The 26192-nt window shown below is 73.5% G+C and carries 22 protein-coding genes; 9 read left to right on the top strand and 13 right to left on the bottom strand.

The window, feature by feature from the left end; translation table 11 throughout:
* Positions 1-153 precede the first annotated feature (153 nt).
* Together ABT023_RS24375 and ABT023_RS24380 are read left to right on the top strand one after the other, a co-directional pair.
* Positions 154-1605 carry a carboxylesterase family protein gene (locus ABT023_RS24375; protein WP_350888715.1) on the top strand — a complete coding sequence of 484 codons (1452 nt, stop codon included), beginning with the start codon at positions 154-156 and terminating at the stop codon, positions 1603-1605.
* Between the two features lie 20 nt (positions 1606-1625).
* Complete coding sequence (locus tag ABT023_RS24380) at positions 1626-2291, top strand: MBL fold metallo-hydrolase (RefSeq protein ID WP_350888716.1); 666 nt, start codon at positions 1626-1628, stop codon at positions 2289-2291.
* Positions 2292-2480: 189 nt separating this feature from the next.
* Here the strand turns inward: ABT023_RS24380 and ABT023_RS24385 are convergent, their stop codons facing one another.
* The gene (locus ABT023_RS24385; protein WP_350888717.1) at positions 2481-3335 is read right to left on the bottom strand and encodes a DMT family transporter; all 855 of its coding nucleotides are present in this window, start codon (positions 3333-3335) and stop codon (positions 2481-2483) included.
* On the opposite strand from ABT023_RS24385, the gene ABT023_RS24390 reads away from it, so the two are divergent.
* Positions 3262-4854 carry an aminotransferase-like domain-containing protein gene (locus ABT023_RS24390; RefSeq protein ID WP_350888718.1) on the top strand — a complete coding sequence of 531 codons (1593 nt, stop codon included), beginning with the start codon at positions 3262-3264 and terminating at the stop codon, positions 4852-4854. The genes ABT023_RS24385 and ABT023_RS24390 overlap by 74 nt on opposite strands.
* A gap of 119 nt (positions 4855-4973) precedes the next feature.
* Here ABT023_RS24390 and ABT023_RS24395 read toward each other — a convergent pair whose 3' ends face one another.
* The 4 genes from ABT023_RS24395 to ABT023_RS24410 are packed head-to-tail and all read right to left on the bottom strand — an operon-like array spanning position 4974 to position 8854.
* A complete protein-coding gene (locus tag ABT023_RS24395) occupies positions 4974-5846 on the bottom strand; it encodes a DUF6892 domain-containing protein (protein ID WP_350888719.1) in 873 nt (290 codons plus the stop codon).
* Between the two features lie 58 nt (positions 5847-5904).
* On the bottom strand, positions 5905-6717 hold the full coding sequence (locus ABT023_RS24400; protein ID WP_350888720.1) for an ABC transporter ATP-binding protein: 813 nt from the start codon (positions 6715-6717) through the stop codon (positions 5905-5907).
* A gap of 29 nt (positions 6718-6746) precedes the next feature.
* The gene (locus ABT023_RS24405) at positions 6747-7772 is read right to left on the bottom strand and encodes a FecCD family ABC transporter permease (protein ID WP_350888721.1); all 1026 of its coding nucleotides are present in this window, start codon (positions 7770-7772) and stop codon (positions 6747-6749) included.
* Entirely contained in the window at positions 7769-8854 is a 1086-nt protein-coding gene (locus tag ABT023_RS24410) for a FecCD family ABC transporter permease (RefSeq protein WP_502890750.1), read from the bottom strand. The genes ABT023_RS24405 and ABT023_RS24410 overlap by 4 nt, the downstream gene beginning before the upstream one ends.
* A 91-nt stretch (positions 8855-8945) precedes the next feature.
* Between ABT023_RS24410 and ABT023_RS24415 the strand changes: the two genes are divergently transcribed.
* From ABT023_RS24415 to ABT023_RS24435, 5 genes are all read left to right on the top strand, one after another.
* The gene (locus ABT023_RS24415; protein ID WP_350888722.1) at positions 8946-9977 is read left to right on the top strand and encodes an ABC transporter substrate-binding protein; all 1032 of its coding nucleotides are present in this window, start codon (positions 8946-8948) and stop codon (positions 9975-9977) included.
* Position 9978: 1 nt separating this feature from the next.
* Positions 9979-10836 carry a siderophore-interacting protein gene (locus ABT023_RS24420; protein ID WP_502890749.1) on the top strand — a complete coding sequence of 286 codons (858 nt, stop codon included), beginning with the start codon at positions 9979-9981 and terminating at the stop codon, positions 10834-10836.
* Between the two features lie 89 nt (positions 10837-10925).
* Complete coding sequence (locus ABT023_RS24425) at positions 10926-12464, top strand: pyridoxal phosphate-dependent decarboxylase family protein (protein WP_350888723.1); 1539 nt, start codon at positions 10926-10928, stop codon at positions 12462-12464.
* Positions 12465-12508: 44 nt separating this feature from the next.
* Positions 12509-13804: a lysine N(6)-hydroxylase/L-ornithine N(5)-oxygenase family protein gene (locus ABT023_RS24430; RefSeq protein ID WP_350888724.1), complete on the top strand. Its 1296-nt coding sequence runs from the start codon at positions 12509-12511 to the stop codon at positions 13802-13804.
* Entirely contained in the window at positions 13801-16197 is a 2397-nt protein-coding gene (locus ABT023_RS24435) for a GNAT family N-acetyltransferase (RefSeq protein ID WP_350888725.1), read from the top strand. Before ABT023_RS24430 ends, ABT023_RS24435 begins: the two co-directional genes overlap by 4 nt.
* A 70-nt stretch (positions 16198-16267) precedes the next feature.
* Here ABT023_RS24435 and ABT023_RS24440 read toward each other — a convergent pair whose 3' ends face one another.
* The 8 genes from ABT023_RS24440 to ABT023_RS24475 form a co-directional block, all read right to left on the bottom strand.
* Positions 16268-16966 (bottom strand): aspartate/glutamate racemase family protein, encoded by a 699-nt coding sequence (locus ABT023_RS24440; RefSeq protein WP_350888726.1) that lies wholly within the window; start codon positions 16964-16966, stop codon positions 16268-16270.
* Entirely contained in the window at positions 16963-18288 is a 1326-nt protein-coding gene (locus tag ABT023_RS24445; RefSeq protein ID WP_350888727.1) for an NAD(P)/FAD-dependent oxidoreductase, read from the bottom strand. Before ABT023_RS24445 ends, ABT023_RS24440 begins: the two co-directional genes overlap by 4 nt.
* An 8-nt stretch (positions 18289-18296) precedes the next feature.
* A complete protein-coding gene (locus ABT023_RS24450) occupies positions 18297-19172 on the bottom strand; it encodes a family 3 encapsulin nanocompartment shell protein (RefSeq protein WP_350888728.1) in 876 nt (291 codons plus the stop codon).
* An 88-nt stretch (positions 19173-19260) separates the two neighbouring features.
* Positions 19261-20106, bottom strand: coding sequence for a class I SAM-dependent methyltransferase (locus ABT023_RS24455; RefSeq protein WP_350888729.1), 846 nt, complete (start codon positions 20104-20106; stop codon positions 19261-19263).
* 59 nt (positions 20107-20165) lie between these two features.
* Positions 20166-20996 carry an SDR family oxidoreductase gene (locus ABT023_RS24460; RefSeq protein ID WP_350888730.1) on the bottom strand — a complete coding sequence of 277 codons (831 nt, stop codon included), beginning with the start codon at positions 20994-20996 and terminating at the stop codon, positions 20166-20168.
* A 5-nt stretch (positions 20997-21001) separates the two neighbouring features.
* Positions 21002-21955, bottom strand: a complete 954-nt coding sequence (locus ABT023_RS24465; RefSeq protein ID WP_350888731.1) for a sulfotransferase — start codon at positions 21953-21955, stop codon at positions 21002-21004.
* Complete coding sequence (locus tag ABT023_RS24470; protein WP_350888732.1) at positions 21952-23142, bottom strand: MFS transporter; 1191 nt, start codon at positions 23140-23142, stop codon at positions 21952-21954. The genes ABT023_RS24465 and ABT023_RS24470 overlap by 4 nt, the downstream gene beginning before the upstream one ends.
* Entirely contained in the window at positions 23139-24491 is a 1353-nt protein-coding gene (locus tag ABT023_RS24475) for a DegT/DnrJ/EryC1/StrS family aminotransferase (protein ID WP_350888733.1), read from the bottom strand. Before ABT023_RS24475 ends, ABT023_RS24470 begins: the two co-directional genes overlap by 4 nt.
* Before the next feature lie 779 nt (positions 24492-25270).
* Between ABT023_RS24475 and ABT023_RS24480 the strand changes: the two genes are divergently transcribed.
* Positions 25271-26014: a lytic polysaccharide monooxygenase gene (locus ABT023_RS24480; protein WP_350888734.1), complete on the top strand. Its 744-nt coding sequence runs from the start codon at positions 25271-25273 to the stop codon at positions 26012-26014.
* The last annotated feature ends 178 nt before the right edge of the window (positions 26015-26192 follow it).

Genomic DNA, 26192 nt, shown 5'->3' on the forward strand with positions numbered 1-26192 from the left:
CGCGTTATGACCTATTTGCGATCCGCCCGATCCGCCCCATTCGACCTTTGAATGGTTCTTTGGCCCTGCCCTGGCGGATTGGTTGGCGCCTGCTCCATCCCAATATGCGCTCCAGATTCCGTCTGACGTGAGCCTGACCGTGAATCGCCGCTCGTGTCGACTGCAGCCCTCGCGGCTTCGTCCAGAGTAGATCTCTGCCATGACCGCTTCGCCGCGCTTACGATCTACGGCCAGTCCGCCGGCGGACAAGGCGTCTGCGACATGCTGGCCATGCCGGCGGCCAAGGGGCTGTTCCACAAGGCGATCGTGCAGAGCCAGCAGTGCCTGGCCACCCGGAACACGCTCGCGGCCGGCGAGCAGCGGGGCGTCACATTCGCCCAGTCGGTGGGTTGCACCGACGCCGCCACCGTCGTGAACTGCCTGCGCGCGGCGTGGCCCGGGAAACTCGTCGCCAACCAGGCGAACTACCTCGGCAACTCGAAGGTGGGCGGCTCGCTGCTGCCGAAGTCGTTCTCCGACGCGTTCGCCGACGGCACCTGGAACAAGGTCCCGGTGCTGACCGGCACCACGCGCTCCGAGAACCGGCTGACCGAGACCGCCCTCGTCGGAATCACCGCGCAGGGCTACGTCGACACGATCAAGCGGGAGTACGGCGACAAGGCGGAGCGCGTCCTCGCGGCGTACCCGCTGAGCAGGTTCAACAGCCCGTGGGACGCCATCACGCAGGTGCACACCGACGCCGGGCGCGGCCGCCGGGCGCTGCTCGTCGACACCGCCATCAACACGCCGGAGACGGTCGGCGTCGACGACCTGAAGACGGTCGTTCGGCACCTGCTCAGCCACAACGACGACGGAACCGAGCGGGCCGACCCGGTCGACTTCGACGTCGCCATCACGCACCGCCACGGCGATCACACGGGCAAGGTCCCGCAGATGGCCGACCGTACCGTCTACTATCCCGACCTGGACTGGGGTCCCACGGCCATGCCGAACTGGGTGCCGGTCCGGCACGACGGCGGCAGCACCACGAACGGCTCCTCCGGCCGGACGGTCAGCGCGATCGACCTCGGTGGCCGCAGGATCGACATCGTCGCGCTCTACGGCCACACCCCCGGGTCGACGGGCTACCTCGACGCGGAGAGCCTGATGCTGGCCACCGGCGACGCCATCGGCTCGGCGTACGTCTGGGCGCACTTCGCCAGCGCGACCACGAGCACCTACGCCGCGACGCTGCGCAACCTGCGCCGGGAGTTGCGGCCGTTGCAGGGCCTTTCCCTGCTGCCCGCCCACTTCTACCAGATCAAGCAGTTCGGGCGCGGCGCACCGCCGATCAACGGGCGACCGCTGGGCCTGGAGTACCTCGACGACATGATCCGGGCCGCCGAAGGGGCGCTGGACGGCAGCATCCTCGCCGACCCGTACCACGAGATCGGCCGGGAGGCCGTCTGGATCAGCGGTGGCAGCGCCCGGATGGTCTACAGCCTGACGAATCTGTACCCGGGCGGGCCGACCGGCGGCAACGGCGACCTGCGGCAGTTCCATGGGTCCGCATTCCGTCGCGCTATCCCACCGATCCGTTCCTCGACGACCCGTACGCGTTCCTGAAAAACATCAGGACCGGCCTGGTGATGATCAGGGATTCGGCGGACGAGACCTCCTTCCTGTTCGCCGGCACGACGCGCGCGCTGCTCGTCACCTCCGGCCGCAGCGCGCCCGGCCTCGTCCGATACGCGAAGCGACTCGTCCGCCATCCCCGGATCGAGATCGTGCTCACCGACGGTGATCCGGCGAGCCTGAAGGGGATCGGGCAGTTCAGCGGCCACCGGCTGATCGTGCCCGCCGGCGTGTCCGTCCCCCGGCGGCTCGGTTCCGTCACGCACGTCCGCGACGGCGACCGCATCGACATCGGCCGTGACCAGGGCGAGCGCCGGGTGAGCCTGGAAGTGCACGCGTTGCCCGGACGCCGCAACGACTCGATCACCCTGCTCGACCCGGTGTCGCGGGTGCTCTTCGCCGGTGACGCCCTCGGCGTCCAGGGCAGCCGGGGCCTGACCCTGGCCACTTCCCGCGACGCCTTCCGTACCGGCCTCGGCGCGTGGCGGGCACGCACCGACGGCCGCTACGACACCATCTACACCGCGCACAACCACCAGTGGCTGACCCGACCGGGATACGTCGACGCGGTGCACGCCGCCGTCAGCGGCGCGCCGGTCACCTCGCCCCAACCCGGCTACCAGGCGTTCACGTCCGGCACCGGGGAGTTCCTCGCGTGGGTGTTCGTGCCACAGTGATGTTCCCCGGTCCGGTGAATGGGTGTTGATACGCGGAACGGCCCCCCGGCTAATGCGCCGGGGGCCGTTCCGCATCCGTTCGTCAGGCGACGGGCCCCCTCGGAGGCCGCGAGACCGCCGGCTCAGTCTGCGGACGCGGGTTCGGCGGGCGCCGATGCACCTTGATCAGACATCCGGATCTGCCGCCGGTCACCCGGCCGCGCCGAGAAGGAGAGCCCTGGGTCGGTTCCCGCGATTCCTGGCCCGAACGGCGAGGAGCGCACAGCCGATGACGGCGCTGCCGCCGAGGACCGTGGGCCAGGCCAGGTGCTCGTGCAGGAGGAGAGCGGCCCAGCAGATGCTGATCACCGGCTGGGTCAACTGCACCTGGCTGACCTGCGCCATCGGTCCGATGGCCAGGCCCCGGTACCAGGCGAAGAACCCGAGGAACATGCTCACCACGGCCAGATAGGCGAACGCGCCCCACTCGGTCACCGAGCCCGTCGGCGGCTGCTGGACGATCGAGACGCCGGTGAGCACGAGCATCAGCGGGGAGGCCAGCACGAGGGCCCAGGAGATGGTCTGCCACGAACCCAACTGGCGGGAGAGGAGCCCGCCCTCGGCGTAGCCGATCGCGCACACGACGACGGCAGCGAACAGCAGCAGGTCCGACCGGTGCAGCCCGGCGAGGCCACCGCCCTGGATCGCGGCGAACACCACGGCCGCGATCGCGCCGATCCCCGCGGCGACCCAGAACGAGGTACGAGGCCGCTCGCGACCCCGGATCACGGCCATCACGGCCGTCGCGGCGGGCAGGAGCGCGATGACGACCGCCCCGTGGCTCGCGGGTGCGGTGGTGAGCGCGTACGAGGTCAGCAACGGAAACCCGACGACCGCGCCGCCGGCCACGACCGCTACCCGAACCCACTGGGTGCCGCGCGGCATCTGCTGCCGGGTCAGCCACAGCGCGGCTGCGGCGAGGAGCGCCGCGATGACGGCGCGCCCGGAGCCGACGAACAACGGTGACATGCGCCCGCCTTCGACCGCGACGCGGGTGAACGGCACCGTGAACGAGAACGCCGCGACACCGAGCAGACCCCACCGAAGGCCGGTGTGGGCCCTCGGTAGCGGTGGGGACGAAATTAGGGTAGCGCTATCATCGGTCTTCATGTTCAACGGTAGCAGTCAGCGGATCCTGGATGAACTGCGCAGCTGGGTGGCGGCGGCTCCCGCCGGGGCGCGGCTGCCCTCGACGCGGGCCCTCGTAGCGCATTACGGGGCGAGCCCGGTCACGGTGCAGAAAGCCTTGCGGACGCTGGTCGCGCAGGGGCTCGTGGAAGCCCGGCCGGGCGTGGGCACCTTCGTCCGGGCCGTCCGCACGGCACGACCGAACGACTACGGGTGGCAGACCGCCGCGCTCGGTTCCCCGCCGAACCGCAGGGCACAGGCGTTCACCGCGCTGCGCACGACACCCAACGACGTGATCGCCCTGCACGCGGGCTACCCCGACAGGGAACTCCTTCCCGAGAGGTCGGTGCGGTCGGCGTTCGCCCGTGCCACCCGCAGCGATGCCGCTGTCGGGCGACCACCGGCTGCGGGGCTGCCGGAGTTGCAGGCGTGGTTCGCCACAGAACTCGGTGCGGCCACCCCGCCCGGTCTCGCACCCCCGGCCGCGAGCGACGTGGTCGTCCTGCCCGGAAGCCAGAGCGGGTTGAGCACGATCTTCCGCGCACTCGTAGGAGCTGACCGGCCCGTACTCATCGAGTCGCCGACCTATTGGGGCGCGATCCTGGCCGCCGAGCAGACCGGCGTGCGGCTCGTGCCGATCACCAGCGGCCACCACGGCCCGGACCCCGACGAACTCGACCGCGCGTTCACCCGGACCGGGGCGCGAGCGTTCTACGCCCAGCCGAACTTCGCCAACCCCACCGGAGCCCAGTGGTCGCCGGACCTCGCCGACCGGGTGCTGGGCATCGTGCGCGGGCACGGGGCGTTCCTCATCGAGGACGACTGGGCCCACGACTTCGGGATCACCGTCGATGCCGCGCCGCTGGCCGCGCGCGACGACGGGGGGCACGTCGTCTACCTGCGGTCGCTGACCAAGAGCGTGTCACCGGCGGTCCGCGTCGCCGGGCTCATCGCCCGCGGGCCCGCCCGCGACCGCATCCTCGCCGATGCGCAGGCCCAATCCATGTACGTCAGCGGCGTCCTGCAAGCCGCCGCTCTCGATGTCGTCACGCAGCCCGCCTGGCATACCCATCTGCGCGGGCTGAGACATCAACTTGCCGCGCGCCGCGACCTCCTCGTCGGCGCGCTGTGCGAGCACGTGCCCGACTCCCACCTCGACGCGGTGCCGCACGGCGGACTGAACCTCTGGCTTCGGCTGCCCGACGACACCGACCTGACGCGCCTGGCCCGCGACTGCGAGGCGGAGGGCGTCCTGGTCGCCGCCGGCGGCGAGTGGTTCCCCGCCGAACCCACCGGCCGATACCTGCGCCTGAACTACTCCGGCCCCAACCCCGGCGCTTTCCCCGACGGAGCACGAGCCATCGGACAAGCTCTCACGGCGCAGTACAGATCTTGAAAGGCCGGGCTTGTCCACACCACCGCCGCGCCAGTGCGTTCGCGCCCGGCACCGCTTTGTCGATCACGGTGACCCCGTGCGCCTTCAGGGCAACGCCCGGCGCTGCCCGCCTCGCTGCTTCAGTCCGCCTCGCTGACCGTGACGCCACGCGCTCGCAGCTGCGCGATCTGGTGCTCGGGCAGTACGGCGAGCGGGGTGATTTTCAGCTCGCGCAGGTTGCGCAGCGCCTCTACGCCTGCCAGCGATCGGATGCGGAACTCGTCGGACTCGCCGTCCCACTGCTCCCACACCATGTGCGCCGTGTCGTGCCCACCCCCGAGCCAGCTGAGGGATTCGACGGTGTCGAGCGCCGCCTGGGGTATCACGACCGTCATCAGCCGGGCCAGGTTGCCTTCGTCGAACTCGAACGCGTCGAAGAAGTACGTCGGCGGCAGCTCGACCGAGCCCATCAATCTGTCGAGCACTGCCAGCTTCAGGATCGGATCACTGAATGGCGCCGCCGCCTTGACCGGGTCTGGCAGGAAGTTGTCCACCTGGACTCCGCGCGCGGCCAGCGCCGCGAGCACCTCGTGGCCGGCTGGGTGCAGCACGGCCGCACAGCCGATGTGCACCCGCTTGAGCTGATCGCAGGCCAGCAGCGGGGTCAGGTCCGCGTCCGGCGGCACACCGACCCACAGCAGCTCCAGCGCAGGCAGCGCGGTGAGCGGTCCGAGATCACTGACCTCGGACTCGCGCAGGTACAGGTTGTTCACTTCCGGAAAGCCTTCGATGCCGGTCAGCGACCGGATCGTGCCGTCGGCGCCGTCCGGCAGCGCGTCCCACAGATCCGCCTCGTCGGTCCAGGACGCCTGATCTGCGCCCGCCAGGACTTCCAACGCGAGCACCTCGGCATACCGGGCTTTGAGCTCCTCGACCGAACGTTCGCGGATCTTGGCGACCGCGTCGTTGAGATAGTCGGCCTCAAGCAGGGCCAAGTGCAGGCAGGGATCCACGCAGGCAACCTATCTGACCGTTTGGGAGGGTCGAGTGTCGGCGTCCGGCTGTCCCTGCTCAGCGGCGTACCGCCGCCGGGCGCCGGGCGGCGGGGACGACCAGCGGCCCGCCCGTCTCCGGGTCCTCGATGACCCGGCAGGGCAGCCCGAACACCCGCTCCACCAGCTCGGCGGTGACGATCTCCCGGGGCGCCCCGGCGGCCACCACGGCACCGTCACGCATCGCGATCAGGTGGGTGGCGTACCGGGCGGCCTGGTTGAGGTCGTGCAGCACCGCGACCAGCGTGCGCCCCTGCTCCTCGTGCAGGCTCGCGCACAGGTCGAGCACCTCGATCTGGTGGGCGATGTCGAGGAACGTGGTCGGCTCGTCGAGCAGCAGCAGCTCGGTCTGCTGGGCCAGGGCCATGGCGATCCACACCCGCTGCCGCTGCCCGCCGGACAGCTCGTCGACCAGCCGGTCGGCGAGGTCGGCCACGCCGGTGGCGGCCATCGACTCGTCGACCACCCGTTCGTCGTCGCGGGACCACTGCCGCAGCAGCCCCTGGTGCGGGTACCGGCCCCGGGCCACCAGCTCGGCGACCGTGATGCCGTCGGGGGCGATGGACGACTGCGGCAGCAGCCCGAGGGTGCGGGCGACCCGGCGGGCCGGCTGGGCGTGGATGTCCCGCCCGTCGAGCAGCACCGTGCCGGCGGCCGGCTTCAGCATCCGGGCCAGGGCCCGCAGCAGGGTGGACTTGCCGCAGGCGTTCGGCCCGATGACGACGGTGAACGACCGGTCGGGGACGGCGACGCTGAGCCGCTCGGTGATGGTCCGCTTGTCGTACGCGAGGGTCAGGCCGTCGCCGCTGAGCCGGGGGGTGCCGGGCTGCATCAGGGGTGCTCCAGTCTTCAGGTCGCCGGTCACAGCCGGCCCGCCTTGCGTTCGGTGGCCAGCAGCCACACCAGGTAGCCGCCGCCGAGCGCGCCGGTGACCACGCCGACGGGTAGTTGGTGCCCGGTGAAGGCGCGCTGGGCGACCAGGTCGGCGGCGACCAGCATCGCCGCGCCGAGCGCCATGGCGGCGGCCAGGTTCGGGCCGGGCGCGCGGGTCAGCCGGCGGGTCAGGTGCGGCGCGGTGAGCGCGACGAAGTTGACCGGCCCGGCCGCGGCGGCGGCGACGGAGACCAGCAGCACCGCCGCGACCAGCAGCACCGTGCGCAGAGCCCGCACCGGTACGCCCAGCGCGGCGGAGGTGTCGTCGCCCAGCTCGGTCATCCGCAGCGCCGGCCCGCAGCCGAACAGCACCACCGGGACCAGCACCGCGAGGGTGACGGCGAGCGGGACGGCCTGCGCCCAGCCGCGCCCGTCGAGGCTGCCGGTGAGCCAGAGCACGGCGCGGGCGGCGTCCATGAGCTGCGCGCGGGTCAGCAGCCAGCCGTTGACGCCGGTGAGGATCGCGGCGACGCCGATGCCGGCGAGGATCAGCCGGTGGCCGTGCGCGCCGCGCGCCCAGGCCACCGCCCACAGCAGCAGCCCGGTGGCCAGGCCGCCGACCACGGCCGCGCCGGCCAGGGCGAGGGTGCTGCCGCCGACCACCACCACGACGAGTGCGCCGGTGGCCGCGCCCTGGGTGACGCCGAGGATGTCGGGGCTGCCGAGCGGGTTGCGCACGAGGGCCTGCAACACCGCGCCGCCCAGCGCCAGGGCGGCCCCGACCAGCAGGGCGGTGACCAGCCGGGGCAGCCGCAGCTCGCCGATGATGAAGTCCTCGGCCGGGGTGCCGCCCCCGGTGAGGGTGCGCAGCACGTCGGCGGGGCCCATCGGGTAGTCGCCGCCGCCGATCGACAGCACGCCAAGGGCCAGCGCGGCCAGCGCGCAGCCGAGGCCGACGAGCAGGGCCCGGGCCCGGAACCGTACCGACCAGTGGCGTACCCGTACGACGGTCACGACCGCACCGCCCGGGTCCGGGTGACCAGGTGCAGGAAGAGCGGGCCGCCGAGCACGGCGGTCATGATGCCCACCTGGATCTCGCCGGGGCGGCCGAGTACCCGGCCGGCCACGTCGGCGCCGAGCAGCAGCACCGGGGACAGCAGCGCGCAGGCCGGCAGCAGCCAGCGCAGGTCCGGCCCGGTCAGGGCGCGGACCAGGTGCGGCACGAGCAGCCCGACGAAGACCAGCGGCCCGCAGGCGGCCGTCGCGGCGCCGCAGAGCAGGGTCACCGCCACGACGACGGCCGCCCGGGTCGCGGCGGGCCGGGCGCCCAGGGCCCGCGCCTGGTCGTCGCCGAGCGCGAGGGCGTTGAGCGGCCGGGCCGTGGCGAGGGCGATCACCAGCCCGACCGCCGCGAACGGCAGCACCCGGACCACGGTCGCCAGGTCGGCGCCGGCCAGCGAGCCGACGGTCCAGAACCGCATCTTCTCCAGCGAGGCCGCGTCGAGGAGCATCACCGCGCTGACGTACGAGTAGAGGGCCGCGTTGAGCGCGGCCCCCGCGAGGGCCAGCCGGGCCGGGGTGGCGCCCCGGCCGCCACCGACGGCGTACACGAGGGCGGTGACGGCCGCCGCGCCGGCCAGGGCGAACCAGACGTACCCGTCGACGCCGGTGACGCCGAGGAACGCGGCGGCGGTGGCCACGGCCGCCGACGCGCCGGCGTTGATGCCGAGCAGCCCGGGGTCGGCGAGGGGGTTGCGGGTGACCGCCTGCATGATCGCGCCCGCCACCCCGAGCGCCGCGCCGGCGATCAGGCCGAGCAGGGTGCGCGGCAGCCGCATCTGCCGCACCACGGCGTGCTCGGGGGAGTCGGCGTCCCACAGCCCCTGCCAGGCCTCGGCGAGGGTGAGCTGCTTCGCGCCGACCGCGAGGCTGACCGCGGCCACCGCCGCCAGCAGCAGGAACGCGGCCAGCAGCCCGGCCAGGCGGGCCGCGGGCCGGCCGCGGCGGGGCGGGGGAGGCGGGGGCGTCGCCGTCGGAGCGAGGGCGCTCGGCGACGAGTCGATGACGGACAGTGCAAGCTCCTGTGTGGCTGAAATAGATCGACGACACTGTTGACAAGGACTTAGGTTAGGGTAACTTAACCTCGCACTTGGTCATCAGACCACCCCGGAGTGGAAAGAAGTTGTCATGCCCGTACCCGTGTCCCGTCCGCGCCTGACCCGCCGCGGCCTGCTCTCCGCCGGCGGCGCGCTCGCCCTCGGCGCCCTGCTCGGCGGCTGCGGTGGCAAGGACGACGAAGCCTCCTCGCCGGCCGCCGGCAGCGGCCCCTGGTCGTTCACCGACGACCGGCCCGAGAAGGTCACCCGGGACGCCACCCCGAAGCGCGTCGTCGCCTTCACCGGCGTCGCCGCCGCCCTGGTCGACTTCGGACTCGACGCCCAGATCGTCGGGGTCTTCGGCGAGACCACCCGCGCCGACGGGTCGAAGGAGCCGCAGGCCGGCGACCTCGACGTGGGCAAGGTGGCCGTGCTCGGCAACGTCTGGGGCGAGTTCAGCATCGAGAAGTACGCCGCGCTCAACCCCGAGCTGCTGGTCACCCACATGTACGACCCGGGCGCCTTCTGGTACGTCCCCGACGAGAGCCGCGACAAGATCCTCGGCCTGGCCCCCACCGTCGCGATCAAGACCGCCCGGGTGCCGATGAACCGCCCGATCGAGCGGTACGCCGAGCTGGCCGCGTCCCTCGGGGCCGACCTGAAGGCGAAGAAGGTCACCGACGCCAAGGCCCGGTTCGAGGCCGCCGCCGAGTCCGTCCGGCAGGCGGTCAAGGCCAACCCCGGGATCAAGGTGCTCGCGGCGTCCGGCAGCCCCGACCTGTTCTACGCCTCCAACCCGAAGGTCAGCACCGACCTGATGTACTTCGCCGAGCTGGGCGTCGACATCGTGGTGCCGACCAAGCTGGAGCAGGGCGACTACTTCGAGAGCCTGAGCTGGGAGAACGCCGGCAAGTTCCCGGCCGACCTGATCCTGCTGGACAACCGCGCCACCGCCCTGCAACCGGCCGACATGGCCAAGAAGCCCACCTGGGCGCAGCTTCCGGCGGTCAAGGCCAACCAGATCACCCCGTGGGACGCCGTGCCGCGCTTCTCGTACGCCGGCGCGGCCCCGCTGCTGGAGAACCTCGCCAAGGCGATCGCCGCCGCCAAGAAGGTGAGCTGAGTTGGCCAGCGTCACCCTCGACCCGGTCGCCACCCGGTTCCGGTTCTACGAGGCGCGGGTCGTGCGCACCCGCCGCCTCGGCCCGACCATGACCCGGATCACCCTCGGCGGCCCGCAGCTCACCGCCTTCGCCGGTGGCGGGCGCGACCAGAGCGTCAACCTCTTCCTGCCCCACCCCGGGCAGAGCGCCCCCGTGGTGCCGGTCGACGCCGGCGACGACTGGTTCGGCCGGTGGCGGGCCCTCGACCCGGCCGTCCGCGCGGTGATGCGCTCGTACACCGTCCGCGCCCAGCGCCCCGAGGCCGGCGAGGTGGACATCGACTTCGTCGGCCACGGCGACACCGGCCCCGCCTCCCGGTGGGCCGGCCGGGCCCGCCCCGGCGACCAGGTGATGCTGCTCGGCCCGACCGTCGCCGACAACCGCGCCGTCTGCTTCCGGCCGCCCGTCGACGCCGACTGGATGCTGCTCGCCGCCGACGAGACCGCGCTGCCCGCCGTCGGCGCCATCCTGGAATGGCTGCCCGCCGGGGCCCGCGCCCGCGCCTGGATCGAGGTCCCGCACGTCGCCGACATCCAGGACCTTCCCGCCCCGCCCGGGGTCGAGGTGACCTGGCTGGTCCGGGGCACCACCCCGCCCGGCTCCGGCCTGCTGCGCGACGCCGTCCGCGCGGCCCGGCTGCCCGGCGTCGTCCCGTACGCGTGGCTCGCCGGAGAGTCCGCCACGGTCCGTGGCCTGCGCCGCCACCTCGTGCAGGAGCGCGGCACCGACCGCCGCCGGGTGGCCTTCTCCGGCTACTGGCGGTGCGGCGTGTCCGAGGACGCCCTGCGCGGCGAGGCCCCCGCAGCCGCGGTGGCCTGACCGTGGCCGCGAGCGCCCCGCCCGCCGGGGTCGTCGACCGCCCCCGCCCCACCGCCGGCCCCGAGTCCCACCGACCGTCGAGGAACCGCATGAGCATCCCGGGTCGTCCCGCTCCGGACGTGCCGCCTGCCACCGGCACTCCGGCAGGCCCCCGCACCCACCTGTTGACCAACGGCACCGCCGAGCAGTACCGGCGGGTGCTGGCCGAGGGGATCGACCGGGTCAGCGCCCGGATCGCCGACACCGACCGCCCGTTCTCCGGCGTCACCCCGGCCGCGCTCGCCCCGACCGTGGCCGCAGTCGACCTGGACCGCCCGCTCGCCGACCCGGCCGCCGCCCTCGACGAGTTGGAGGACGTGTACCTGCGCGACGCGGTCTACTTCCACCACCCCCGCTACCTGGCCCACCTCAACTGCCCGGTGGTGATCCCCGCGCTGCTCGGCGAGGCCGTGCTCACCGCCGTGAACTCCTCCCTGGACACCTGGGACCAGAGCGCCGGCGGCACCCTCATCGAACGCCGCCTGATCGACTGGACGGCCCAGCGGATCGGCCTCGGCCCCGCCGCCGACGGCGTGTTCACCAGCGGTGGCACCCTGTCCAACCTCCAGGCCCTGCTGCTGGCCCGGGAGGAGGCGTGCGCCCGCACCGCGACGCCCCGCCGTGAGCTGCTGCCCCGGCTGCGGGTGATCGCCTCCGGCGCCGGCCACTTCAGCGTGCAGAAGTCGGCCACCCTGCTCGGCCTCGACGCCGACGCGGTGATCGCCCTGCCCACCGACGCCGACCGCCGGATGTGCCCCGACACCCTGCACGCGGAGCTGGCCCGCTGCCACGCCGAAGGGCTCACCGTGATGGCGGTCGTCGCCACCGCCGGCACCACCGACTTCGGCTCCATCGACCCCCTCGACGCCATCGCCGACCGGTGCGCCGCCGCCGGGGTGCGGCTGCACGTCGACGCCGCGTACGGCTGCGGGCTGCTGGTCTCGCCCACCCGGCGGCACCTGCTCGCCGGCATCGAACGCGCCGACTCGGTGACCGTCGACTACCACAAGTCCTTCTTCCAGCCGGTCTCCTCCAGCGCCCTGCTGGTCCGCGACGGCGAGGCGTTGCGGCACGCCACCTACCACGCCGACTACCTCAACCCGGCCCCCCGGGCGACGGGGGAGCAGCTGCCCAACCAGGTCGACAAGAGCCTCCAGACCACCCGCCGGTTCGACGCGCTGAAGCTCTGGCTCACCCTGCGGATGATGGGCCCCGACGCGGTCGGCGCGCTCTTCGACGAGGTGATCGACCGGGCCGACGGGGCGTGGCGGCTGCTCGCCGGCGACCCCCGCTTCGAGGTGGTCACCCGGTCCGCGCTGAGCACCGTGGTGTTCCGCTACCTGCCCACCGGGCCGGCGGCGGTGCTGGCCGACGACGCCAACCGGTACGCCCGCCGGGCCCTCGCAGCCTCCGGCGCGGCCGTCGTCGCCGGCACCAAGGTCGACGGCCGGCAGTACCTGAAGTTCACCCTGCTCAACCCCGAGACCACGCTGGACGACGTGGCGCACGTCGTCGACCTCATCGCCGAGCACGCCGGCCGGTACGCGCACGAGCGGGCCACCGCCGTCACCCCCTGCCCCGTCGGCTGACCGCGAACGTGCCCACCCCCCGACCCCGCGCAGAAAGCGAACCCATGTCCACGCACGACGTCATCGCCGTCGGGCTCGGCCCGTACAACCTGGGCCTGGCCTGCCTCACCGAGCCGCTGACCGACCTGGACTGCCTGTTCCTGGAGGTCCGGGACTCGTTCGACTGGCACCCCGGGATGCTGCTGGAGACCGTCCGGTTGCAGACCCCGTTCCTGGCCGACCTGGTCACCCTCGCCGACCCCACCTCGCCGTACTCCTTCCTGAACTGGCTCAAGGAGTCCGGGCGGCTGTACCAGTTCTACATCCGCGAGCGGTTCCACCCGCTGCGCAGCGAGTACAACGCGTACTGCCGGTGGGCGGCGGCGAAGCTGGCCGGGGTGCGCTTCGGCCACCGGGTCACCGCCGTCACCCACGACGAGGCCGACGACCTGTTCACCGTGCACGTGACCATCACCGCCACCGGGGAGACCGTCACCCACCGGGCCCGGCACCTGGTGCTCGGCACCGGCACCCCGCCGCACGTCCCGGCCGCCTGCGCCGGGCTCGGCGGCGACGTGGTGCACTCCTCGGCGTACCTGGAGAACCGGGCCGCCCTGCGGGAGAAGAACAGCGTCACCGTGGTCGGCTCCGGGCAGAGCGCCGCCGAGATCTACCACGACCTGCTCGGCGACATCGACACGTACGGCTACCGGCTGAACTGGGTCACCCGATCGCCCCGGTTCTTCCCCCTGGAATACACCAAGCTCACCCTGGAGATGACCTCCCCCGACTACGTCGACTACTTCCACGCCCTGCCCGAGCCCACCCGCTACCGGCTGGAGGCCGAGCAGAAGGGGCTGTTCAAGGGCATCGACGCCGACCTGATCAACGAGATCTACGACCTGCTCTACGCCAAGAGCGTGCCCGGGCCGGTGGAGACCCGGCTGCTCACCAACACCGAGGTGACCAGCGCCCGGCACGACCCGGCCGCCGGCGAGTACACCCTCGGGCTGCGCCACGTCGAGCAGGAGGGGGAGTTCTCCCTGGCCACCGAGGGCCTGGTGCTGGCCACCGGGTACCGCTACGCGGTGCCGGACTTCCTCGACCCGGTGCGTCACCTGCTGCGCTTCGACACCCACGGCCGGTTCGACGTGGCCCGCGACTACAGCGTCGACCACGCCGGCCGGGTGTTCCTCCAGAACGCCGGCACCCACACCCACAGCGTCACCTCGCCCGACCTGGGCATGGGCCCGTACCGCAACGCCGTGATCATCCGTGAGCTGCTCGGCCGCGAGCACTACCCGGTCGAGCGGCGGATCGCGTTCCAGGAGTTCGGCGTGTCGGCGGGGGTGGGTGCGTGACCGGGGTCGTGCACACCCGCACCGACCCCCGGCTGGGTGACTTCGCCCTGCGTACCCTCGACCCGGTCGCCGACGCCGCGCTGCTGCACTCCTGGGTGACCCACCCGAAGGCCGCGTTCTGGCTGATGGCCGACGCCGACGTGGCCCGGGTCGCCGCCGAGTACGCGCGCATCGCCGCCGAGGAGCACCACGACGCGTTCGTCGGGCTGTGGCGGGGCGAGCCGGCCTTCCTCGTCGAGCGGTACGACCCGGCGCGGGTCGAGCTGGCCGGCCGCTACCCGGCCCGCCCCGGCGACGTGGGCATGCACTTCCTCTGCGCGCCCGCCGACACCCCGGTCTCCGGCTTCACCCGGGCCGTCATCACCACCGTCATGGACTGGCTGTTCGCCGACCCGGCGCACCGCCGGGTGGTGGTCGAGCCGGACGTACGCAACACCGCCGTGCACGCGCTGAACGCCGCCGTCGGCTTCGTCCCCGCCGGGCCCCTCGCCCTGCCCGCCAAGACGGCCCTGCTCAGCTTCTGCACCCGAGCCCAGTTCGCCGCAGCCACCGGCCCGGCACCGACCAGCAGCGAAGGACCGACCACCGTGGACCCCCAGGACGCCGTCGCCCACCTCACCCCCGACACCTGGGCGCGGGCCAACCGGCTGCTGGTCCGCAAGGCGCTCGCCGAGTTCGCCCACGAGCGGCTGCTCACCCCCGAGCCCGTCGGCCCCGCCGCCGCTCCCGGCGAGCCGGGGGAGTACGAGGTGGCCGGCGACGACGGCACCGTGACCTACCGGTTCGCCGCCCGCCGGCTCGCCCTCGACCACTGGCGGATCGACCCGGACAGCATCACCCGCCGCCGCGACGGCGCGGAGCTGCCCCTGGACGCCCTCGACCTGTGCGTGGAGCTGCGCGCTGCCCTCGGCCTCACCGACCGGGTGCTGCCCGTGTACCTGGAGGAGATCACCTCAACCCTGGCCGGGTGGGCGTACAAGCTGGACCGGCCGGAGATCGGCGCCGCCGAGCTGGCCCGCGCCGACTTCCAGACCATCGAGACCCGGATGACCGAGGGCCACCCGGGCTTCGTCGCCAACAACGGCCGGATCGGCTTCGGCATCGACGAGTACCACCGGTACGCCCCGGAGGTCGGCCGGCCGGTACGGCTGCTCTGGCTGGCCGCGCACCGCGACCACACCACCTTCACCTGCTCCACCGACACCGACGCCGACGCCCTGCTGCGCGACGAGCTGGGCGAGGACGCGCTGGCCGGCTTCACCGCCACGCTGACCGGGCTCGGCCTCGACCCGGCCGACTACCTGTTCATCCCCGTGCACCCGTGGCAGTGGTGGAACCGGCTCGCCGTCACCTTCGCCGCCGACGTGGCCGAGCGTCTCCTCGTCCTGGTCGGCCCCGGCCCGGACGAGTACCTTCCCCAGCAGTCCGTGCGCACCTTCTTCAACGTCACCCACCCCGAACGGCACTACGTCAAGACCGCGCTGTCCGTGCTGAACATGGGCTTCGTCCGGGGACTGTCGGCGGCGTACATGGAGGCCACCCCGGCCATCAACGACTGGCTCGCCGACCTGATCGACCGCGACGAGGTGCTCCGGGCCACCGGGCTGACGATCATCCGGGAGCGGGCCGCGATCGGGTACCGCAACCGCCGGTTCGAGGCGGCCACCGACCGGTACTCCCCGTACCGGAAGATGCTGGCGGCGCTGTGGCGGGAGAGCCCCGTCCCCGGCCTGGAGCCGGGCTGCCGGCTGGCCACCATGGCGTCGCTGCTGCACGTCGACTCGGCCGGCGGGTCGTTCGCCGCCGCCCTGGTCGCCGAGTCGGGCCTGCCCGCGGGGGTCTGGCTGCGCCGGTACCTCGACGCGTACCTCGTCCCGCTGCTGCACTCCCTCTACGCGTACGACCTGGCGTTCATGCCGCACGGCGAGAACGTCATCCTGGTGCTGCGCGACGGCGCGGTGCAGCGGGCGATCTTCAAGGACATCGCCGAGGAGATCGTGGTGATGGACCCGGCGGCCGACCTGCCCGAGGCGGTGCACCGCGTCCGGGCCGCCATCCCCGACGACGAGAAGCTGCTGTCGATCTTCACCGACGTGTTCTCCTGCTTCCTGCGCCACCTGAACGTGGTGTTCACCGACGCGGGGCTGCTCACCGAGGAGGAGTTCTGGCGGACGGTCGCCGACTGCGCGTCCGACTACGCCGAGCGGGTGCCGCACCTGGCCGAGCGGCTGCGCCGGTACGACCTGTTCGCCCCGGAGTTCGCGCACTCCTGCCTCAACCGGCTCCAGCTGCGCAACAACGAGCAGATGGTGGACCTGTCCGACCCGTCGGCGGCGCTCCAGTTCGCCGGCACCCTGGCCAACCCCATCGCCCCGTACGCCCGCCGGGGCTGACCCCCGGCGGGCCTGGCGGGCCCGGCTCTCGGCGGGCGGTGGCCACGCGCGGGCCGGGCCCGGCGTCGCTTCAGGGGCGGGCGCGGAAGGGGCGGCGGGTCAGCGTGGCGTGCGCCATGGTGGTGAGCGTGACGATGTCGAAGACCGGCAGCCCCAGCCGGGCCTGGATGGTGTGCGCGAACGGCACCAGGTCGGTGCACTCGATCACCAGCGCGCCCAGGTCCGGGTTGGCCTCGGCGAGCCGGTCGACCCGGTCCAGCACCTCCCGTTCGAGCCGGCCCACGTCCAGGGCGTCGCGGCGGCCCTCCATCATCACCTCGCGGAACTCCGGCTGGTCGGCCATGCCGGTGACCCGCACCGGCACCGACTCGGCGCCGATCGCGGCGAGGTGCCGGGGGGTCAGCGCGAACTCGTCGGCGACCAGCAGCCCGACCGGCTGCCCGACCATCCGGTGCACCATCGGCAACTGGATCAGGCTGGACGCCCAGACCGGCACCGACACCGCGGCGGCCAGCTCGGCCTGGAAGAGCACCAGGAAGCCGCACGCGCCGGTGATCCCGGCGACCCCGGCGGCCTCGAGGTCCTTCGCCGCCGTGATGATCGGCTCCAGCAACGTCGGGTCGGCGTCGCGCACCAGCCGCTGCGGGGTCGCCCCGTCGATGCGGCGGTAGACCACCGGGAAGTCGAAGGTGTCCGGGTTGCGGATGTGCCCGGGGATCTTCTCGAAGGTGGTGCCCAGCCAGAGCACCCCGATCGGCGCGGCGGTCATCGTGCACTCCCGGTGCTCGGGCGGCGGCGCGGGAAACGGCGGCGCCAGCGGTCGACGGCGAAGGGGGCCAGGTCCAGCTCCGGGCGTACGCCGCCGACGAGCTGGGCGATCAGCCGGCCGCCGGCCGGGGCCAGCCCCATCCCGATGTGGCCGTGCCCGGCGGCGACACAGACGTTGCGGTACGCCCCGGCGCGGCCCAGCAGCGGCAGACTGTCCGGGGTGCAGGGGCGCAACCCGCTCCACAGGCGCACCCGACGGTCGGTGGCCAGCCCCGGCAGGTACGACCGGACGGTGCGCACGATGCCGTCGACCCGTCGGGGCGAGACGGCGGTGTCCATCCCGGTCAGCTCCAGGGTGCCGGCCAGCCGCACCCGGTCGCCCAGCGGCATCACGGCCACCTTGCCCTCGCTGAGCAGCACGGGCAGCCGGGGAGCGGTGCCGTCGACGGCGACGTCGACGGCGTAGCCCTTCGCCGGCTGGAGCATCAGGTCGATGCCGAGCCGGCGGGCGCAGGGCACCGACCAGATCCCGGCGGCGATGACCACCTCGGCGGGGCGCAGGTCCCCCCGGCTGGTGCGCACGGTTCGGACCCGGTCCCCGGCCACCTCGAAGTCGTGCACCTCGGTGTGGGTGCGGATCTGCACCCCCATACCGCGCAGCACCCGGGCGAACTCGACCAGGAACGCCGGGATGCGCAGCGCCGCGCCCTCGGCGTTGAGCAGCGCGCCGGCCACGTCGAACTCGACGCCCGGTTCCAGGCGGGCCAGCTCGCCCGGATCGAGCACCCGCAGCGGCACCCCCCGGGCGACGGCCGCCGGCACCGAGCGGCGGGCCTGCGCGAAGCCCTCCGCGGTCCGGCAGGCCAGCAGCATCCCCTCGGCGGTGAGGGTGTCGGCCAGCGGGCCGGTCGCGCAGACCTCCTGGAGGATGGCCAGGCTGCGCTGCTTGAGGGTGAGCAGGATGTCGAAGGCGGCGCGGGCGTCGCGCTCGGTGCAGCGCCGGCGGAAGTGCCACAGCCAGGCCGCCAGGGCCGGGTCCCACCGGGGCCGGACGTGGAACGGGCTCTCCGGGTTCAGCAGCCAGCGCAGCCCCTTGGCCGGCACGCCCGGCTCGGCCAGCGGGGCGGCGCCCTGGGTGCCGACGAAGCCGGTGTTCCCCGCCGAGCAGGCCGCCGGGTCGCCGACCTCCCCCCGGTCGACCACGGTGACCCGGTGACCGTCGCGGGCCAGGAACCAGGCGCAGAAGAGGCCGACGATGCCCGCGCCGACGACCAGCACGTCGGGGTCGTCGCCGGGCGGGCGCGGCGCGGGCGTCGTCGACATCGTCGGCCCTAGATGCTCACGAGGTAGAAGCAGGTGGGCAGGTTCAGCACCACCCGCTCGTAGATCTCGGCGGTCAGCGCCACCCCCGGCTCGGCGAACGTGCCGGGCGGCGGCTCGGCGAAGGAGATCATCGAGCGGCCGGAGTCGAAGAGCAGCGCTCCGTGGCCGAAGTCGCCGACGATCGCCTCGCCCGGGTCGACCAGCCGGGTCCGGACGATGAAGACCCCGTTCTCCTCCAGGTCGCGCACCAGCGTGCCGGAGCCGAGCAGCCGGTAGTAGTCCGCCGGGTTGATGATCAGCCCGTCGGCGGTGCTGCCGTTCTGCTCCACCTCGTTGCAGGCGGAGAGGATGGTGGAGCCGAACGGGCCCGGGTCGGTGATCCGGGTGAGGTCCGGCAGGGTCAGCAGCCCGCCCTCACCGCGCAGGATGGTGACGTTCTCGGCGGTGCAGAGCCGCACCACCAGCCGGTAGTTGATGAACTCCGCGAAGCTGGCCGGGTCGTTCCAGAGCCCGTCGGGCACCTGCACCCACGTCTTGGTGGTGCACAGCGGCGGGATGGGGGAGCGGTGGAAGTGGTTGGCGGCCTCCCGGCGCAGGTCCGCGCCGTCGACGACCGGGTCGCCGGGGCGTGGCGGGCTCTCGTGCCAGTAGAACTCCTGCGGCTCCCGGGACAGGTCCACCACCTTCAGCACGTTGCGCGAGGGGTAGCGCGGCTTGCGCCGGGAGCTGGTCAGGGTGTCGGTGATGGTGACGTCGTACTCGACGCGGGTGTCGAAGCCGTCCTTGGCGAACGCCTCGGCGAAGACCTGCCCCGGCGAGAGTTGTTTCTTGCGGTCCGCGACCACCTCGGCGATCGTCCGCTTGATGACGTCGGTTCGTTGCATGTGGCTCACACCTTCTCAGTCGGGTCGGTCCGGGGTCGGTGCGGGTCGGGTCGGCGTGGCGCGCGGTGGGACTGCCGCGCGGCGGCGGTCACCCGGCGGCGGGCTTGCGGGCGACGAACATCCCCCAGCCGAACTCGCCCCGGTCGATCGCCGCCTGGATCTCCGCGCAGGACGCGGCGAAGTCGCCGATCCACTCCCGGGCGGCCGGGTCGTCGGTGCCGGCGGCCCGCTCGCGGGCGGTCTCGCCGAGCACCCGGTACGTCTGCCGGATGTGCGCGTCGAGGCTGCGCGCGGCCAGCACCTCGAAGCCGGCCTCGGTGAGCGCCTCGGCGTAGGCGTCGAGCGAGTAGCCGCTGCTCCACCGCACCCGGTCATAGACGTGCCGGCGGGCGGCCGGGCCGATCTCGGCGGTGGGCTGGAGGAAGTCGGTGACCGCCAGGATCCCGCCGGGGGCGAGCACCCGGTGCATCTCGGTGTGGCTGCGCGGCTTCTCCGGCACCAGGAACAGCGCGTCCTGGCTCACCACGTGGCTGAAGCTGCCCGAGGCGTACGGCAGGGCGGTGGCGGAGCCGTGCCGGAAGCTGACCCCCGGCGTCGGCCGCTGCGCGAGCTTGGCCTGGGCGAAGCGGATTCGCTCGACGCTGAGGTCCAGCCCCTCGCCCCGGCAGCCGGTCCGCGCGGCCAGCCGCAGCAGGAAGTTGCCGCAGCCGCAGCCCACGTCCAGCACCGTCGAGCCGGCGTCGATGCCCGCCTCGGTGGCGAGCAGGTCCGAGGTGCGGTCGGCGGCGGCGGGGTAGTCGGTGTCGGCGTCGTCGGCGAAGTAGCCGGTGTGCAGGACCCCCTCGCTGTCCCAGAAGCTGAGGTACGTCGAGGTGGTGCGGTCGAAGAACTCGGAGACGTCCCGCTCGGTGAACGGTGGGCTGGTCGTGGGCATCGCGCGCTCCTTCGGGCCGTGCCGGGGCCGGCGGCGCGACGCCGCCGTCCCCGTGGAGGTCATACGTAGGTGTCCTTGCGCACACCGGTCAGGTGCGGCAGTTCCGGGCCGGCGACGCTGGCGCCGCCGTCGAGCAGGTGCACGCCCCCGGTGACGAAGGAGGCCCGCTCGCTGGCCAGGAACGCGGCCATGGCGGCGATCTCCTCGGGGCGGCCCAGCCGGCGCAGCGCGGCGTGGTGACCCATGGCGTCCAGCCGCGCCTCGACGTCGCCGTCGTCGCCGGCCAGCCGCGCGGCGGCCCGCTCCATCGGCGGGGTACGCACGCTGCCGGGGGCCAGCACGTTGACGGTGATCCCGTCGCCGGCCACGTCGACGGCGAGGCCCTGGGCGAAGCGGACCAGGGCGGCCCGGGTCACCCCGGACAGCAGCAGCGGGGCGATCGGCACGCTCGCGGTCTCCGAGGCGACGAAGAGCAGCCGCCCCCAGCCGGCGGCGCGCAGGTGCGGCAGCGCCGCCAGGGCCAACCCGACCGCCGGGATCAGCACCTTGTCCACGGCGGCCCGGTAGTCGTCGGCCTCGAACAGGGCCGCCGTGCCGACAGGCGGGCTGCCGCCGCTGACCAGCAGCACGTGCGCCCCGCCGAGGTCGGCGGCCACCGTGTCGACCCAGCGGCGGGCCGCGTCGGCGTCGGTGACGTCCACGCCGGTGGCGCTGACCCGGCCGGTGGCGACGGCGGCCACCTCCCGCTCGGCGGCGGCCAGCCGGCCCGGGTCACGCCCGCAGATCGCCACGTGCGCGCCCTCTGCGGCGAACTCCTTGGCGCAGGCCAGCCCGATCCCGCTGGACCCGCCCGCGACGAGGACCACCCGTCCCTTCAGCCCCAGATCCACGTTTCCTACCTCCCTGCTCCGCTGGTCGGTGACAACCGGCCGGCCCCGGTCGACGCCGACCGGTAGCCGTACCGGGTGAACAGGGGCTCGGCCAGGGCCGTGGCGGCCAGCCGGTCGGCCCGCGACAGGGTGCGCCGCCAGGAGTCGTCGGCGGCCCGGATGGTGGTGGCCCCGGTGCGGAACCGATCCGGGTTGCCGGTCACCGTGTGGTTGGCGCCCAGCTCGACGGTGCGGCCGTGCACGGGGTTGCCGGCCGGGTCCGCGCCGCAGAACCGCAGCAGCGCGTCGACGACGCCGGCCGGGTCGGCGATGAACGACTCGTAGCGCAGCAGCGTCGACCGGTCGGGGAACCGCCGGGTGATCGCCGCCGAGGCCAGGTTGAACCCGTGCCAGTACGCGGTGCTGCGCGCCGCCGACATCGCGTAGACGTACTCCTTGGGCTCACGCCAGGAGTGCGCCACGGCGCGCGGGTCGCGGACCAGGTGCACGTAGTACGGGGTGATCCCGGGCAGGTGCGCCAGCAGGGCCGCCTCGCCGGGGATCTTCGTGGTGTCCACGATGGTGTGCGCGCCGGTGCGCTCGGCGACGGCCCGGTAGACCCGGCCCATCAGGTCGGCGTGGGCGCGGATGCGCCCGTCGTGCAGGCCCCGGCGCAGCACCCGCCAGGTGTGCCGGGTGCGTACCCGGGAGCCCTGCCGGTCGATCACCGTCGCGGCGTGCGCGTCGGCCGACACCCCGGCGGGCCGGCCGACCGGCAGCACGTGCGACCAGATGTCGCAGTCGGTCAGCGGCGCGCCGCAGCCGCAGAGGCCGTTGACCCCCCGGCCGGTGGAGTTCTTCCACAGGAAGTGCAGCTCGCCGACGTGGAAGAAGCCGGGGACCTCGTTGAGGACGTTGCCGATGATGGTGCTGCCGTTGCGGCACCAGCCGGTGACGCAGAGGACGGTCAGGTCGGTCATGCCGCGCGGGCCTCCGTCGCCTCGATACCGGATGCGGCGGGCCGGCCGGCCGCCGGGCGGGTGATCCACAGCGACAGGACCGCCGCCGCGACGGCGCAGGCCGCGCCGACGCCGAACACCGAGGGGTAGCTCAGGCTCGCCGCGACCAGGCCGGTCACCGGCCCCGACACCGCCAACCCCAGGTCCCAGAACGACGTGTACGCCCCGATCGCCGCCCCCTGCCGGGCCGGCTCGGCCCGGTTCATCACCACCAGCGCCATCGACGGGTGCAGCAGGCTGAACCCCGCGCCGGTGACCACGCCGCCGAGCACCGCCACGGGCAGGTTCGGGGCGAACGCGATGATCACCAGGCCGACCGCCTCGCCGGCCGCCGACCAGGCCGCCACCCGCCGGGGGCCCAGCTTGTCCGGCAGGTGGCCGATGACCAGCCGGGTGAGCGCGTACACGGCGCTGAAGCAGCTCAGCACCACCACCCCGGAGCCGATGCCCCGGGCGTCGAGGTGCAGCACCACGAACGCGGCGAGGCCGGCGTACCCGGCGGCGCCGAGGGCGAGCGCGGTGCCGGGCAGCAGCGCCGGGCGCAGCAGCAGCCCACCGCCGCCCTTGGCGGGGGCGCGGGTCGGGGCCGGGACCATGGCGATCAGGGCGGCGGCGAGCAGGGGAGCGGCGGCGGCGAGCGCCCAGACCGCCGCGTAGGAGATCTGTTGCAGGGCGGCGCCGAGGAAGGTGCCGGCGGAGATGCCGCCCCACATGCTCATTCCGTAGAGCCCGATGAGCTGACCGCGCCGGTGGTGCGGGGCCAGCGCCACCGTCCACGCCGCGCCGGCGGTGAACAGGGCCGCCTCGCCGACGCCGAGCAGCAGCCGCACCGCCACCAGCACGGGCACCGCCAGCGGCAGGAAGTAGAGCAGCCCACCGGCGGCCAGCACGACCGCGCCGGCAAGCATCACGGTGCGGTGCCCGTGCCGGTCGGCCAGCGCGCCGGCCACCGGCCGGGTCAGCAGCGCGGTCACCGCGGTCACCGTGACGACCACCCCGATCACCAAATCCCCGGCGCCGTGCTGGGCGCGCAGGAACCCGGGCAGCACCGGGATCACCGCGGTCAGCCCCAGGTACCCGGCGAAGAGCCCGCCGAAGACGCCGACCAGGGCCAGCCGTGGCACGGCGGGGGTCGCGGCGGCCGTCATCGGCGCACCGGCTCCGCCGGCCCGGTCGACGCGGGCCCGGCGGGCTCGGCCGGGGCGGGCGCGGCGGCGGCCACCTTGCGGACCGCCCGCACCAGGTCGTCGCAGTCGTCGAGGGTCAGGCTGGACGACAGCGGCACGTCCACCGCCTCCCGCAGGTACCCGGCGGTGCGCGGGAGCATCGCCCGGATCTCGTCGAGATCGTCGGTGTCGTACGCGAACCGCCAGTTCCAGAACGCGCGGACGTTGAGGTCGTCGTCGGCGCCGATGTTGCGCGCGTCGACGCCCTCCCGGCACAGCGCGCGGGCGAACCAGCCGGCGTCGCCGCCGGGCACCCGGAACACGAACGCCTCACCGAGGTACGCCCCGGGGGCGACCGGCCGGCGGATCGCGATGCCCGGCAGGCCGGCCAGCGCGGCGGCGACGTACCCGTAGTTGCGGTGGAACAGCCGCAGCCGCTCCGGCAGCCGGGCCATCTCGGCGCGCAGCAGCGCGGCCCGGATCTCGTCCATCCGCAGGCTCAGCAGGGGCAGGTCCAGGCCGGTCAGCGGCGGCTCGCCGTCGGGAAAGTGCCGCCGCAACCGCCCCTCGTACGCCCCGGACAGCGCCACCGCGCGGGCGTAGAGTTCCCGGTCGTCGGTGACCAGGAAGCCGCCCTCGCCGCTGTTGAGCGCCTTGTCGGACTGGGTGCTGAACGCCCCGGCGGCCCCGAACGTGCCGAGCTTGCGGCCGTTGAGCTCGGCGCCCAGCGCCGGCACCGCGTCCTCGATCAGCGGCACCCCCATCTCGGTGGCGAACCGGGCCAGCGCCTCGGCGTCGGCGGCGAAGCCGCGCATGTGCACCACGAGGATCGCGCCGATCCGGGGGTCCCAGCGGCGCCGCAGGTCGTCGATGTCCATCCGCAGATCCTGGTCCACCTCGACCAGGAAAGGCCGGCACCCGGCCATGACGATGGCGCTCGGCGTGGCGACGAAGGTGAACCCGGGGCAGGCGACCAGTGCGCCCGGGGGCACCCGCGCGGCCATGAGGGCCAGGGCCAGGGCGGCGGTGCCGCTGGACACCGCGAGGGCGTGCCGGGTGCCGAAGAAGCGGCACAGGTCTTCCTCGAACCGGCCGCACTCCGTCTCGTGCTGCGGCCGGTGGTCGTAGCGGAAGTAGAGGTGGCTGCGGACGGCCCGGCAGGCCGCCTCCTCGTCCTCGGGATGGACGAAGACGGCGCCCTTGTCGTACGTGGGCCAGGGGGTGCGGCGGACCGGCGCGCCGCCGTGCAGGGCGAGGCGGTCCTCCGGTCGGTCGTGGCGCGCCGCCGGTAGTGGCCGGGGCGGCGCGGGAGCTTCGTCGTTCCCCTTCACCGGCTGGCTCCTCGCTCGTTGCTGGCGGGTGTTCCGATGATGTATTTCCTGACTGGACGCGAACGGCGACCGCGCGTTCTGCGGATGCGGCGAATAAACCCACCTGACGTGGGAGAACGTTGCCTATCCGGAATCGCGATAATCGCCGTCCAGTGACAGTAATGATTGTCGTGGGGGTGCGGCGCGTCAACCCGTGCATTCTGCAATCTGCTTTGCCCGGCGCGACGGCGGGCGACCCGTCGTGACCGCCGGTTGCCGCCCTGCGGGGGTCGACTGACCTGGGCAGCGCCCTGGGCTGGATCAATGCGTGTCGGGCGTACTGTGGTCGCGGGACCGATTGTCACCCTCCGTGCGCCCCTTCCGGTGGGTCGGAGGGCCGATTTCCTCCACCCCCGATAACTACGAATTCCCTATCGGAAAAGCAGTCTTTTGGCCGCGTCGTCGACTGCGGCGTGTGCTCAAATCGGTCTACAGCCGTCAATTGCAATTTGTCCGAGCGGAACCGGAGATATGAGCTGCCGTCGCGGAATGGGAATGCCGCTGACCTCGCCGGATGCGGCCCGGCCCGGGTCGGCTCCCGTGGCCGGGGGCCGACGGGTCCCTGCGGTTCGGGCCGCCTCGGCCCGCGCGGGGCGGCGGGTGCGGATCGCCCGGATGTTTTCCGCCAGGGGTATTTACTGTTAAGAATGTTTACTTTATGTTCATCGCATCCCCAGGCGGGCGCGTTCCCCCAGCTCGGTGGTGCGCCGACGCCCGCTTCGACCCGAAGGAGCATTCACATGCGTCGAACAGTCGTCCTTCCGCTCGCGTCGGCGGGTGCCGTCGTCGCCTCGCTGGCCATGGCGGTGCCAGCCCAGGCACACGGCTACATCTCCGGTCCGCCGAGCCGGCAGGCGCTCTGCGCCCAGAACCGGGTGCCCGACTGCGGCCAGATCAAGTACGAGCCGCAGAGCGTCGAGGGCCCGAAGGGGCTGCGCAGCTGCCACGCCGGGATCAGCCAGTTCGCCGTCCTCAACGACGACTCCCGGAACTGGCCGGCCACCTCGGTCGGCAGCTCGGTGACCTTCACCTGGACCAACACCGCCCGGCACGCCACCAGCAACTGGGAGTACTGGATCGGCGGCACCCGGGTCGCGGTGGTCAACGGGGGCGGGCAGCAGCCGGGCGCCACCGTCTCGCACACCGTCAACCTGGGCGGGTACTCGGGGCGGCAGAAGCTGCTCGCCATCTGGAACATCTCCGACACCGCCAACGCCTTCTACTCCTGCGTGGACCTCCAGATCGGCGGGGGCGGCAACCCGACGCCCACCCCCACCACGACGCCGACGCGGACCCCCACACCGACCCCGACCACGCCCGCGCCGACCACCCCGGCCCCGTCCGGCACCTGGACCGCCGGGCAGGCGTACCGGGCGGGTGACCAGGTCACCTACGGCGGCGCGACGTACCGGTGCACGCAGCCGCACACCGCCCTGCCCGGGTGGGAGCCGCCGAACGTGCCGGCGCTCTGGACCCAGCTCTGACCCGCCACGGGTGTGGCCCGGTCCCGGGCCACACCCGCCCAGCACGGAAGCCCCGGGTGTGGCCCGGCCCCGGGCCACACCCGCCCAGCACGGAAGGCCACGGCACCATGAGACCCGACGCAGTCCACGGCGTGCGCCGCCGCCTCGCGGCGCTCCCGCTCGCCGCGCTCCTCGCGGT

Source organism: Micromonospora sp. NPDC002296, from assembly GCF_040296145.1.
Taxonomy (GTDB): domain Bacteria; phylum Actinomycetota; class Actinomycetes; order Mycobacteriales; family Micromonosporaceae; genus Micromonospora.